Below are 14030 nucleotides of genomic sequence, written 5' to 3'. Positions count from 1 at the left end.
CGTTCAGTTTTCAAAGAACTTGTCCACCGCTTCAGAAGCGACTTCATCATATTAACATCTTCATTTTTCGATGTCAACTAAGTTTTAAAATTTATTTTTTGTCGTTTTTCTGCGTTTCCGCATCAGCGACGTTTATTAATATACCATCATGTTTTTTAAATAACAAGTGTTTTTTATAAAAAACACAAAAAAATTATCTATCCTACTTTTTCTATAAAAAGAACTGTTATCCTTTCTACTAAAAATAGTTATTCTGATTGTATACTACTACACTTCATTCAACCAAATTGCATTTCACAATACCTTCCCAGATTTTCATTCTCTTCTATATAAAAATTTATAATAATTATCCTTCTATAGAATAGCGATATAAATTAGTCGTAAGAAAAAATTACATCCCAATTAAATAGCCAACCACACGCATTAATCCCTTCCTTCCCATTCAAAAATTTAATTCCCTACAAATAACAACATTCCAACGCAAATATAAACTTAAGAATATTATTAGAATTTTTTTACATTTAATTAATGAAAGATATCCATTTTTTGTTATATAGTAAGAAAGGACGTATTCAACTATAAATAAAGCAATGGAGGAATTATTTTATGGATAGGTTAACAAAGTTTTCATTAAAAAACCGCTCCGCCATTATCATCATGGTTTTTCTCATTTCCATACTCGGTGTTTATTCCGGCTCTAAATTACCTATGGAATTTTTGCCAAGTATCGATAATCCAGCAATCACCGTCACAACCTTATCTCAGGGACTTGACGCTGAAACGATGACAAAAGACGTAACTGACCCTCTCGAAAAACAATTTCGTAATTTGGAACATATCGATACCATCACTTCTTCTACGCACGAGGGATTATCACGTATCGACATTGCATATACATCAAAAGCAAACATGAAAGATGCAGCACGCGAAGTCGAAAAAGCCGTCAATACAATTAAATTACCTAAAGATGTAACCAAGCCCGTAGTTAGTCAATTAAACACTTCTATGATTCCACTCGCCCAAATTACTATCCAGAAACAAAACGGTTTTTCAAAAGCAGATGAAAAACAAATTGAAAAAGAAATCGTACCACAACTCGAAAACATTGATGGTGTTGCCAACGTTATGTTTTTCGGAAAATCAACCTCTGAATTATCTATCGTACTTGATCCGAACCAATTAAAAAACAAAAACGTAACATCACAGCAGGTACTAACTGTTTTACAAGGAAAAGAAACTTCTACTCCAGCCGGGGCAATTACTGTTAATCAGGAAGAATACAACCTCCGCGTCATCGGGGACATAAAAAATGTAAATGACATTAAAAACATCACTGTGGCACCCCAAGTGAAATTACAAGACATTGCTCAAATCGAAATCAAACAACACTACGATACAATCTCACATATAAACGGCGAAGAAGGCACAGGGTTAATCATCATGAAAGAACCGAGTAAAAATGCAGTTGCCATCGGAAAAGAGATTGATAAAAAAGTTAAAGAGATAAATAAGGAATATAAAGATCAATTTTCTATTAAACTTTTGGCTTCAACCCATGAACAAGTTGAAAATGCTGTTACTAGCATGGGAAAAGAAGTAATACTTGGAGCAATCGCTGCAACTCTAATTATCTTAATCTTTTTACGTAACTTCCGAACAACACTCATCGCTGTTGTCAGTATTCCATTATCTATTTTATTAACACTCTTTTTACTACATCAATCTAACATCACACTTAACATTTTAACCCTTGGTGGTTTAGCTGTTGCGGTTGGACGTCTCGTCGATGATAGTATCGTTGTCATCGAGAATATTTTCCGCCGTTTACAAAAAGATTCTTTCTCTAAAAATATTATTCTTGATGCAACGAAAGAGGTCGCCGTCGCAATTACTTCTTCTACTTTAACAACGGTCGCTGTTTTTTTACCTATCGGCCTCGTATCAGGAGCAATCGGAAAATTAATGTTACCTATGGTATTAGCAGTTGTATATTCTATTCTATCATCCTTAATCGTTGCACTAACAGTTGTTCCACTTATGGCTTTTTTACTACTCAAAAAAACAAAGCATCGAAAGCCAAGTTCTTCATCACGATATGTTGCTACCTTAAAGTGGTCTCTTTCTCATAAATTCATTATTCTACTTACTGCATTTTTATTATTTGCAGGATCAATTGCAGCCTATATATTACTACCGAAAGCAAACATAAAATCTGAGGACGACACAATGTTATCTATTAACATGACATTTCCAGCCGATTATAATGCTGAAGCTCAAAAACAAAAAGCATTCGATTTCGAAAAGAAATTACTTTCTAATTCAGATGTAACAGACGTTATTTTACGAATGGGATCTAGCGCAGAAGATGCACAATGGGGGCAAACAACTAAAAATAACCTTGCTAGTATATTTGTAGTCTTTAAAAAAGGTTCTGATATTGATCAATATATTAAAGAGTTAAAAAAGGAAAAGAAAACTTTTGAACCTGCTGAACTTGATTATATAAAAACAAGTTATTCAAGCTCTGGTGGCGGCAACAACTTACAATTTAACGTAACAGCTACTAACGAAGCAGATTTAAAAGAGGCGGCTACTATCGTTGAAACAAAACTAAAAAGCATGGATGATCTTTCTAAAGTAAAAACGAATTTAGAAGACTCTAAGAAAGAATGGCAAATTCATATTGATCAAACAAAGGCTGAACAACTAGGTTTAACACCAGAAATAGCTGCGCAACAAGTAGCATTCCTTATGAAGAAGTCACCTATTGGCGAAATTACAATTAATAATGAAAAAACTACTATTATGATAGAACATAAAAAGGAAAACATTACTAAACAAGAAGATATTTTAAATACAAACATACTATCACCTATTAATGGACCAATTCCTTTAAAAGACATCGCAACTATTTCAGAAAAACAAACGCAAACAGAAATTTTCCATAAAGACGGAAAAGAAACAATTCAAATTACCGCCGAAGCTTCAAATGAAGATTTGAGTAAAGTAAACAAAGCAGTAAATAAAGCGATAACTGACTTAGATTTACCTAGCGGTTCAAAAGTAAATACCGCAGGAGCTACTGAATCTATGCAAGAGAATTTTACAGATTTATTCAAAATTATGGGGATCGCAATCGGGATTGTATATTTAATTATGGTTATCACCTTCGGGCAAGCACGTGCTCCTTTTGCAATCCTATTCTCCTTGCCGTTAGCTGCTGTCGGTGGTATTTTAGGATTAATCATTTCACGAACACCTGTTGATGTAAATTCCTTGATCGGTGCATTAATGTTAATTGGGATTGTCGTTACAAACGCTATTGTATTAATAGAAAGAGTCCAACAAAACCGAGAAAACGGACTGGAAACGAGAGAAGCTTTACTAGAAGCTGGATCCACAAGACTTCGCCCAATTATTATGACGGCTATAACAACAATCGTTGCTATGCTCCCACTCCTATTTGGCCAATCTCAAGCAGGAAGTATGGTATCAAAAAGTTTAGCAGTCGTTGTCATCGGCGGTTTGGCAGTCTCAACTGTTCTTACATTAGTAGTCGTTCCAGTTATGTATGAACTATTAGATAAAATCGGGAGAAAAAGACGCTCTCGTAGGAAAATAAACACTTCTACAGAAACACCTGATTTTTAAAAAGAAAAGGCGTTATCTTCACAAATGAAGATAACGCCTTTTCTCTATTTAGTCATATAATCCATCATTTTTTCCACATATTGCTCTATAGGTTTACTAGAATCCACAATAAGGTATTCATTATTTGAAGGTCTTTTACTACCATTTAACCACTTTTTAAAACCTACTTCCGACTCCACCTTTTCAATTTGACTTATCATACGCTTACGTGTTTGCAGTCTCCTATTAATCTCCTCCATATCATTAAGATAACACTCAATATATTTATATTTCACACCATGTTTATTTGATAATTCAATCCCTTTTTCAACCATTCCCTCATATAAACACGGACTATCCAATATAACACTATGCCCTTGTTCTAAATAAGAATCAATCAATACCCATTCGGCATCATACACAAGCCCACCAACAATCGTCGATTCAATTCCTTTTACTTTTAATGATTTTAACAACGCGGATTTCAAAACATCATGATCTATAATTACAGCACCTGTTAATTTCGCTATATACTTAGAAACTGTCGATTTTCCTGACCCAGGAAAACCTGACATTTGCAGAAAAAACAAATTAAATCCACTCCCTCATTTTCACCTCTTTATCTATATAACGAATTACAAATTCAACAATCGCTACACCTTTTCCTTCTATATTAAAATGCAAAAAGAACCCTCTACTTATAAATAGAGAGTTCTCCTTTGTAACTTATGCCGCTTTTATCTTCTTCGTCGTTTTACTTTTTCTTTTCGTTCCTGTAAAGCGCTTATGCAATACAGATGCTATCAAGCGTGAAATGACATTGAATAGTAATACCATAATAATTAATACAGCTGCAGATTTTGTCGCAATCAACTTCGCATCTGGAATAAACCCTTCAGAATTTAACTTCCAAATATGAACTGCTAACGTTTCAGCTGGTCTAAACGGATTTAAAGGATGCGCAGGACTCGAGAAGTCCGCTGCTGAATTTAAAATCGGAGATGTTAAACCCGCTGTGTAAATTAATGCTGCCGCTTCCCCAAATATACGACCCGCCGCTAAAATAATCCCTGTAATAATTTGCGGTAATGACGATGGGATAATAATACGAACGATTGTTTGCCACTTTGTTGCACCTAATCCAAGACTTGCCTCTTTTACATTATGAGGCACTTCTGAAATAGCATTTTCACAAACACGTGTTAAACCTGGTAAGTTTAAAATAGTTAAAGCAAGAGCACCACCCATTACTGTGTATCCCCAGCCTGTCATTGTAACGAACACTAACAAACCAAATAAACCAACAACAATAGATGGTAAAGACGCCATTGTCTCAATGCATAAACGAACAAAATTTAAAAAGCGCCCTTGTTTTGCATACTCTGCTAAATATATTCCAGCACCTAGTCCAAGAGGAATAGATATAATAAGCGTTATAACAAGCATGTAGAATGAATTGAATAACTGCGGACCAATCCCACCACCAGCTCTTGTATTACTTGGTTCTCCAAACAAGAAATTAGGATCCCAAAAACCCCATCCCTTTTGTAAAATTTCAAACACTAAGAACACTAGCATAGCTACGACCAAAGCCGCAACCGCATAAAAGATACCCGTCCAAACTTTATTTACCGTTCTTGCATTCATTATTATCGCTCACCTCTTTGCCCAATCGCTCGAATTACTAAAATAAACAGGAATGAAATAACAAGTAAAATCATTGCTAAAGTCCATAGCGCATTATTCCAAGCAGTTCCGTTCAATGTATTTGTCATGTCCATTGTCAAAATACCAGTTAACGTTGCTGTCGGACTATATATTCCTTCTGGTAATTTAATCGTATTCCCGATTACCATTTGAACGGCTAGCGCTTCACCAAAAGCTCGCGCTAAACCTAAAACAACACCTGTTAAAATTCCTTTTTTCGCAGCAGGAACAATCACTCGGCTAATTGCTTGCCATTTCGTTGATCCTAGGCCATAAGAAGCTTCTAAATAATCAAATGGAACAGAGCGTATTGCATCAGAAGCGATACTAGCAATAGTAGGTAAAATCATAATACTTAATACAACGATACCCGCAATTAAACTAAAGCCCACTCCCCCGAACGAATCACGTAATAACGGAACTAAAATCGTAACCCCTAATAATCCGTATACTACTGACGGAATACCGACTAATAATTCTAAAACAGGCTTCAATACTTTATTTCCAAACTTCGGCGAAATTAAATTCATGAATATAGCCAGAGCTATAGCAATTGGTGCACTAATAATAACCGCACCTAACGAAACCACTGTTGAACCTACAATAAAAATTAAAGCCCCAAAAGATCCTTGATCAGCATTTGGATTCCATTTTGTCGATGTTAACATCTCAGTAAACGAGATACCACTTTGTGTAAAAGATTGAATTCCTTTGCCACAAATAAACGCAATAATAGCTAATGTAATTAAAACAATAAAAATACCACAAAACGTAACAAGTGATCTTCCTATATATTCACTTTTCACGTAATTAATTTGTTTTTTCCCCTTCATCACAGGACAGACCCCACTTCACAGATTGAAATGAACAGGACTGGCCTTGCAGCCAGCCCCATAAATTTGATTACTTATTTAATTTAGACATTGGAATGTAGCCCATATCTTCTACTTGCTTTTCAAAGTCTTTACCTTTTACATAATCGATGTAAGCTTTTGTTGCTTCTTTCGCTTCACCTTTTGTTACCATATACTCGTAAGACCAGAATGGATATTTACCAGACGCAATGTTTTCAACTTTTGGATCAGCACCATCAATTTTCACTGTTTGCAGTGCACCTTTTTTATCACCCACCATGTAAGACATTGCTAAATAGCTTACTGAACCTGGAGTAGAATTGATAGCTTGCTCTACTGCACCGTTAGAATCTTGTGTTGTTCCAGTTCCATCATTGATTTTTGCGTCTTTCATAATTGTTTTTTCGAATGTAGCACGTGTACCAGATGAAGCTGGACGATTAATTACGTTGATTTTTTCATCTTTTCCGCCTACTTCTTTCCAGTTTGTTACTTTTCCAGTGAAGATATCTTGTACTTGTTGCACTGTTAAGTTATCAACTTTTACATCTTTATTTACAACAAGAGCGAATGCAATACCCGCTACCTTGTTATCTACTAATTCTTTCGCCTTTTCAGCATCTTTTATTTTATCTCCAGACGGAACATCTGAATTACCAATTTGCACTGCACCAGATGCTACTTGGTTAATCCCAGTTCCACTACCGCCACCTTGAACTTGAATAGAAACTTTTGAATTTTTCTCCATGAATTTCTTTCCAGCTTCCTCCGCAAGAGGTAGAAGAGCTGTAGAACCAGCTGCTGCAATCGTACCCGATAATTCTTGTTTTGTATTATCGCTTCCTTTAGCAGTTTCTTTACTAGTTGTATCTTCTGCTTTTCCACACCCAACTAATGCTCCTGCTACCACTAAAGCTGCTAAAGAGAATTTAATACCTTTTTTCATAACCATGTCTTGTACCCCCATTTGGATTATCACTTTTCGAATTCATTTTCTTTCGAACACAAATTCATTGTAGGACAACAATATTATGTGAGTGTTAAGCAATTTTTAATTTTAAGTAAATGACGATAATAACCCTTAAAATCTATGAATCCCAACATTTACAGTTAAAGAATCCAACAAAAACCACACTAACTATGCTGTAATGTAAATTTATTCTTAACAATGTAAATTCAATGTAAATGTTTTTCTCTCTTTTTCCCTTTTAGTTAAAGTTATATTTACAATCCCGCTGTATTTTGTAACTTTTACACGCCTAATTTATGCACATTAAAAAGAATTTCAGTAGTATTTTTTAGTACAACTAAATAAATTGGAACAATTCTAAAATTAAATGAATATTTTTAAAGTACTAATTGACAGCATCATCCAATGTAGTCTACTATATTACTAACAAAAAGTTTACCTAAGGAAACTTTTTAAACTAACACTAACAATATAGAGAAGAGGTAACTTTTATGGTATCGGCTAATACTAAACCCCTTTCCGATTTTAAAACAGGGGAATTTGTACAAATTGAGAAGATACAATTAGAAGGAACTATGAAACGACGTTTATTAGATTTGGGATTTATCCCTGGGGCAACGATTAAAGTATTGCAACGCAGTCCACTTGGAGATCCGGTCGCCTATCAAGTGAGCAACACAACTATTGCACTGCGAAAAGAAGAAAGTTCCCTTATTTTCGGGGTATTAATAGGAGATGATTTCAGATGAGCAAACATCGTATTGCTTTAGCTGGCAACCCGAATACCGGGAAAAGTACATTATTTAATACTTTGACAGGTTTAAAACAACATACTGGAAATTGGACAGGAAAAACTGTTTTAAAAGCTGAAGGAGAGTATGAACATAACGGAAGTACTTATACATTAATAGATTTACCTGGAACTTACTCATTATACTCAAATTCCGCGGACGAAGAAGTGGCGAGGGATTATATTATATTTGAAAAACCAGAAGTAACTGTAGTTGTCCTAGACGCAACTGCTATGGAAAGAAATTTAAATTTAGCACTCCAAGTGATGGAAATGACAAACAACGTAGTCATTTGCATTAACTTAATTGATGAAGCCGAGAAAAAAGGTATTGTTATTGATGAAAAAAAATTAGCAAAATCACTTGGTGTACCTGTAGTTAAAATTTCAGCACGTAACCGAGTAGGCATTGGTCATTTACTAAATGTTATTGCAAAAGTATCAAATAAAAAACTAATTCCAACACCAATTAAAATTACTTACAGCGAAAAAGTCGAAAATATGATTCAAGAATTAGAACCACAAATTTATAAGGTGTTCGGTGATACGTATCCAGCACGTTGGATTGCGTTACGTATATTGGATGGAGATAAAAATTTCTTAACTACACTTCAAAAACACCATAATGAACCACTTGTAAGGGAGGTCATAATTAATGGAATCTCACTCAGCCAGTAAAGCTCTTCCATTAGACTATATTATTCAACATGCACAAACACTTTCAAATGAAGATATACGAGATGATATAGTCGGAGATATTTACCGAACATCTGCAAGCATATGTAAAGAATCCGTCCAATATACAAATACTGATAAATTATATCGTTCCGAAAAACTAGATAAAATTTTCACATCTCCAATCTGGGGATTCCCAATTATGCTCGGTATTTTATCTATTATTTTTTATCTTACAATCGCAGGCGCTAACGTACCATCTGATATGATTGCCGAATTCTTCGGATGGGCCGAAGGATATTTAACATCTTGGTTCCAAGCAGCGCATGCACCTGAATGGTTACATGGCATTTTAATACTTGGTTTATTCCGTGGTATCGGAGCTGTTATTAGCGTTATGTTACCACCTATGGCAATCTTTTTCCCTATGTTCGCGCTACTAGAAAACTACGGATACTTACCACGTGTCGCGTTTAATATGGACCGCTTATTCAAACGATCCGGCGCACACGGGAAACAATCTTTAACAATGGCAATGGGATTTGGTTGTAATGCAGCAGCCATTATGTCAACACGTATCATTGAATCACCACGTGAACGTATGCTAGCAATTTTAACGAACAACTTCGTTCCTTGTAACGGTCGCTGGCCTATGTTAATTTTAATGGCTTCACTATTTATGGCTGCTGGTTATACAGGCAGTATGCAAACATTGGTTACTGCTGGCGTTGTAGTTGGAATGGTTGTAATTGGTGTTATTATGACATTAACTGTTTCTTGGGTACTATCAAAAACAGCCTTAAAAGGGGTTCCAACTCACTACACACTTGAGTTACCTCCGTACCGCAAGCCAAAAGTTTGGAATACAATTGTTCGCGCAACACTCGATAAATCAATCTATGTTTTAAAACGAGCTATAGTTGTTGCTGCCCCTGCGGCTGCATTAACTTGGTTACTTGCTAACATTTTTATCGGTGACACAAGCTTACTTATGTATTTTGTAAACTTCCTAGATCCATTTGCTAAAATGTTAGGACTTGACGGGTTTATTCTAGCTGCATTCATTCTTGGACTACCCGCTAATGAAATTGTAATCCCAATTTTATTAATGTCTTACTTATCAACTGGGGCTTTAACTGAAATAGATGATTTTAATCAAATTAAAAATCTATTCCTAGAAAATGGTTGGACTTGGTTAACAGCGTTAAACACAATGTTGTTCTCACTTCTTCATTTCCCGTGTGGAACAACATTGGTTAACATATATAAAGAAACAAAAAGTGCAAAATGGACATTCTTATCGTTTGCAATCCCTACCGTTATCGCCATTGTTGTTACATTCCTCTCTACACAATTGGTACATTGGTTAGGGCTTGTATAAAGCAAAGCATACATAGAAGGTATCCCCCTTCACGTTTGCTTTGCACGAAAGAAACCTGAAAATCATTCAGGTTTCTTTTTTTGTACATCAGTATTCCACGGCTGCGCTCCATACGTTGTGAGTTTTTTATGAATAAAATATATAGCTCCTGGAAGAACTGCCATTAATATCGTGCAACTAATCCCTAAACCCGTAAACAACTTACATCACCTTATTTCACTCTTTTAGGTAAAGCCGAGCCTGAATGCTCAATCGTCGGGTGAACATGAACAGTAATTTCAGCTTTACTAAAGTAATTTTCGCCTTGATCCCAATTCTTACTTACCTTTTTCCACTCTTTATAATTATGTCGCTTATACACTTCCCCTAACTCTAATACATCTACCTTATATTTTTTTTGAACAAGTTTAATTGATTTTTGAATACGCTTCTCCATTTCTTCCGATATATCCTTCTCTAAACGCTTTTCATTCAAAACCTTTTTATGATCACTAAAATGCAACTCAGCTATTGTACCTTCCAGAGATAAATGAATATTAAACTTTGGTTTTGTAGCATTCGTTGTAGATACTTTAATTTTTCGACGCAACTTATGAATTTCATATGTAATAAGTTGATCCTTTTTACGAATGGTAAAAAAACCTCCAATTTTTTTACCTATTATATAATTCATCCCTAATGTTTCTTCCCCACTCAAGTTGCCTACACACTTATTATCCTTTCCACGAAACAATGCTGCACCGTCCATTTGCACCCCTTGTTTTGTTAGTTCAAGAATAGGTAATACAAAACTCCGGTTAGAGATCATCTTTTCCTGTACCTCACCAATTCTTGCAGCCTCAATCATTTGGGCATTTTTCGGAGGGTGTTCAGCTAACATATCAATATACTGCGCCGGTAAATTTTCAGGTTTTGCACTCTGTTTTAAAATAGATTCTGCATTTTTCTTTGAAACAAACAAACGAATATTTCTTCTCATTTCATGATCGCGAATATATACATCTAACGTATTTTGTAAAATGTATGGATGTGAAAGTAATTCTTCAGAGAAAATAATCACTTGTATATGAGGGAAAAATAATGTACGACTAATTTTTTTAGCGATTATTCTTATTTGTTCAAACACACTATCTGCTTTCGCACTAACATTAATATAATTTTCGCCATCTCCATCACCTTGTCCACCTTGCTGCGCTAACTTACTAGGAAGTACCATTTGATACGTCCCTTTCATAATTGGATTCGCTTTCTTCTCCTTCACGATATCATAAGCCGCTCCTACTACAAATCCTCTTTCTTCTATCTCTTCTAACTCAGAACACCCACTCATAAATCCAGTTAAAGTCATAACCATTATAATTTTAAGAAGGTGTTTCATTTCCACCATTCCTTCTTTTTATTTTATATACAATTAAAACGAGCAAAGGCGCTAACACAACAAACCCCATATCTATCCAAGCTAAATAAGTCCCATAACTTGATAAAGCATTCAAACTACTAGGTATCATATTCGCCATAAAAATAATAGGGGCACTTACGAAAATAAAAATATGTTTCTTCACTTTCGGAAACATAGCACAAAACAATAAAGATGCGACGTCATAATACATTGCTGTAGTGTTATAAATAGTAATAATCCAAGTCGTAAAAAAAATCGCATCGAACCTTTCTAAAAACCCTCCGCCAATTTCAATTTCTTTCCCTAATTCAATTGTTGGATATGTCAATCCACGTGTGGTCATATACGTAAAAACACTAATACAAGTTACATAAATTAAAATGTATGACAACACGTTTACCATCACCGCTTTCGCGACTGCCATTGGCGCTTTTTTCGCTGACTTATCATTCAGCAACACCGCATAAAATAAAGCTACTTCAAATCCAATAAACGTAAAAATAGAATTTTTAACTCCAACAGCATATTGACTTACTTTCGTTTGAAAAGCTGGTAGTAAATTATTTATTTCCATTAAATTTATATTCAATAAAGAAAGAAGTACTATCGCAATTAAAACAATAGGTAAGAATAAAACATTTAACCTTAATAAGGCTGCTCTTGATCCTGCTATTCCATAAATAACAACTAGCAAGAAGAAGAAAGACAGTAGTTGTATCGGTGTATCACTAAATAAATACGTTTGAGAAATAATTGAAATCATTCGCGATTCATATGCTGTCAAAGCAGCAAACGTTAATACTAAAATACTACTAATTGTGTATGCAACAGGCTTCGTCAAATGCGCACTCGTATATTGAACAAAATTTTGTTTCGGAAATAAGATCGCCACCCTCGTCACAAACCAACCTAAAACTGTACAGATCAATCCACCCAAAAGCAAAATAATCCAACCGTCCGAAAATAAAGTTTGGTTAGCGATATCTCTTGGCATAGACAATGCTCCTATACCAATAATGGTCGATGATACCGCAAACCCAATTTCCCGAGATCCAATCTCTTCATCGCCATACTCAAATGGTTTCAATTATTTTCGCTCCTTTGGACGTATTGTAGAATCTTTTGTTTGTAAGTACTCTGGTCTATCTTTCAACATCGATTTTGGCATGCGAATAAATTCTTCTTTCCAATCTTTATAAAATGCAGGAGCAATTGGAGTTGTATACGGTATACCAACGCTTGTTAAATTTGTAATATGAATAGCAAGTGCGATCAGAGCTAGAATAATCCCATACAAACCAAAAGCCGTTGCAGCTAATACAAAGACGAAAAGTAAAATTCGGAACGTAATTGTAATGCTATATACAGGAAGCGAAAATGTAGCAATCGCAGTAACTGCAATAATAATAACTAAAAATGGATTTACAATCCCTGCATTTACCGCAGCTTCTCCAATTACAAGACCTCCTACAATCCCTATCGTTTGTCCCATCGGTTTCGGCAATCGGATTCCAGCTTCTCGTATTAATTCCATAGTCAAGGCCATCATTAACGTTTCAATATACGCTGGAAACGGAACACCTTCCCTAGCACCTGCAATTGAATAAGCCAGTTTAGAAGGAATAAGTCCTTGATGGTAAGATACAAGTGCTACATACATAGCTGGTAACAAAACCGCAATTATACCTGAACCCATACGTAAAAATCGTAATAACGTTCCAATCACCCAGCGCTCGTAATGATCTTCTACAGATTGAAAAATATCAACAAATACGAGTGGCGCAATAAGAGCAAATGGGGATCCGTCTACCAAAATGGCTGCCTTTCCTTTCGCTAATGAGGCTATAATATTATCAGGCCTCTCTGTATTCAAAAACTGTGGAAATGGGGATAAATTATTATCCTGAATTAATTGTTCAATCGTACCTGTTTCCAAAACGACATCTGTCACTATTGATTGAAGACGGCGATCCAACTCTTTTACAATGTGAGGATTAATAATATCTTCTATATATACTAGGGTTACTTCTTTCTGCGATCGCTTCCCCATAATATAAGATTGGAACCTCAACTTTGGATCACGTAAACTACGTCGGATTAACATTTTATTCACATTAATATCTTCATTTAATCCGATCCTCGGTCCACGTATTAAATCTTCAGTTACTGGTGGTTCTAAACTTCTTTTTTCCCAAGCTCTACTATTAATCACGATAGCCGTTTGAATATTATCAATTAATATAACCGTATCTCCCGCTAAAATCGCATTCATAATGTCTGGAAACTTCGTCTTTACACCCACTTCTGCGATAGAAATAAAACGATCCAATAACGTTTGAACAACGGCTTCCTCACTTGGAATTTCTTCGTATTGCAGCGTACGAACGACATATTTATAAACATTATCCTTGTCTGTTAATCCACATAAAAACACAACCGCACAACGTGTAAAACTCCCAGCAAGAGCAACTTCTCTAATTGTTAAATCATTAGGTGAACCTAACTCATCCCTAATTTCTTTCATAACTTCAAATAAGTTACCTTCAAGCTCTAACAATTTCCCCACCTAACTTCCTTTTCAACAAGTTTTTAGTTAGATTCCGCTAATAGAAGAAAATATATAC

General features: G+C 35.2%; 12 protein-coding genes. 4 read left to right on the top strand and 8 right to left on the bottom strand.

Annotated features, from left to right (window positions below; all coding sequences use genetic code 11):
* Positions 1 to 606 precede the first annotated feature (606 nt).
* Complete coding sequence (locus CN409_RS24970; RefSeq protein WP_097981446.1) at positions 607 to 3651, top strand: efflux RND transporter permease subunit; 3045 nt, start codon at positions 607 to 609, stop codon at positions 3649 to 3651.
* Positions 3652 to 3695: 44 nt separating this feature from the next.
* On the opposite strand, the gene CN409_RS24965 is transcribed toward CN409_RS24970, so the two are convergent.
* The 4 genes from CN409_RS24965 to CN409_RS24950 form a co-directional block, all read right to left on the bottom strand.
* Positions 3696 to 4220 carry a P-loop nucleotide/nucleoside kinase family protein gene (locus CN409_RS24965; protein ID WP_000465759.1) on the bottom strand — a complete coding sequence of 175 codons (525 nt, stop codon included), beginning with the start codon at positions 4218 to 4220 and terminating at the stop codon, positions 3696 to 3698.
* Between the two features lie 136 nt (positions 4221 to 4356).
* Complete coding sequence (gene pstA / locus CN409_RS24960) at positions 4357 to 5277, bottom strand: phosphate ABC transporter permease PstA (RefSeq protein ID WP_000994151.1); 921 nt, start codon at positions 5275 to 5277, stop codon at positions 4357 to 4359.
* Between the two features lie 2 nt (positions 5278 to 5279).
* Positions 5280 to 6170 (bottom strand): phosphate ABC transporter permease subunit PstC, encoded by an 891-nt coding sequence (gene pstC / locus CN409_RS24955; protein ID WP_000676676.1) that lies wholly within the window; start codon positions 6168 to 6170, stop codon positions 5280 to 5282.
* A 70-nt stretch (positions 6171 to 6240) separates the two neighbouring features.
* The gene (locus tag CN409_RS24950; RefSeq protein WP_000245111.1) at positions 6241 to 7143 is read right to left on the bottom strand and encodes a phosphate ABC transporter substrate-binding protein PstS family protein; all 903 of its coding nucleotides are present in this window, start codon (positions 7141 to 7143) and stop codon (positions 6241 to 6243) included.
* Between the two features lie 509 nt (positions 7144 to 7652).
* Here CN409_RS24950 and CN409_RS24945 point away from each other — a divergent pair.
* Genes CN409_RS24945 through CN409_RS24935 form a run of 3 tightly spaced genes read left to right on the top strand, consistent with a single transcriptional unit; the run spans position 7653 to position 10007 of the window.
* Positions 7653 to 7910, top strand: coding sequence for a FeoA family protein (locus tag CN409_RS24945; RefSeq protein ID WP_000252988.1), 258 nt, complete (start codon positions 7653 to 7655; stop codon positions 7908 to 7910).
* Positions 7907 to 8629: a FeoB small GTPase domain-containing protein gene (locus CN409_RS24940; protein ID WP_000033874.1), complete on the top strand. Its 723-nt coding sequence runs from the start codon at positions 7907 to 7909 to the stop codon at positions 8627 to 8629. The genes CN409_RS24945 and CN409_RS24940 overlap by 4 nt, the downstream gene beginning before the upstream one ends.
* Entirely contained in the window at positions 8607 to 10007 is a 1401-nt protein-coding gene (locus CN409_RS24935) for a nucleoside recognition domain-containing protein (protein ID WP_000443621.1), read from the top strand. Before CN409_RS24940 ends, CN409_RS24935 begins: the two co-directional genes overlap by 23 nt.
* A gap of 62 nt (positions 10008 to 10069) precedes the next feature.
* Here CN409_RS24935 and CN409_RS32000 read toward each other — a convergent pair whose 3' ends face one another.
* The 4 genes from CN409_RS32000 to gerLA are packed head-to-tail and all read right to left on the bottom strand — an operon-like array spanning position 10070 to position 13972.
* A complete protein-coding gene (locus CN409_RS32000; RefSeq protein WP_000493991.1) occupies positions 10070 to 10207 on the bottom strand; it encodes a hypothetical protein in 138 nt (45 codons plus the stop codon).
* Positions 10208 to 10218: 11 nt separating this feature from the next.
* Entirely contained in the window at positions 10219 to 11385 is a 1167-nt protein-coding gene (gene gerLC / locus CN409_RS24925) for a spore germination protein GerLC (RefSeq protein ID WP_000681639.1), read from the bottom strand.
* The gene (gerLB, locus tag CN409_RS24920; protein WP_000802019.1) at positions 11369 to 12493 is read right to left on the bottom strand and encodes a spore germination protein GerLB; all 1125 of its coding nucleotides are present in this window, start codon (positions 12491 to 12493) and stop codon (positions 11369 to 11371) included. The genes gerLC and gerLB overlap by 17 nt, the downstream gene beginning before the upstream one ends.
* Entirely contained in the window at positions 12494 to 13972 is a 1479-nt protein-coding gene (gerLA, locus tag CN409_RS24915; RefSeq protein WP_003309092.1) for a spore germination protein GerLA, read from the bottom strand.
* Between the last annotated feature and the right edge of the window lie 58 nt (positions 13973 to 14030).

It is taken from the genome of Bacillus sp. AFS012607, assembly GCF_002558005.1.
GTDB classification, from domain to species: domain Bacteria; phylum Bacillota; class Bacilli; order Bacillales; family Bacillaceae_G; genus Bacillus_A; species Bacillus_A thuringiensis_S.
This window is presented reverse-complemented; position numbering and strand designations above follow the sequence as displayed.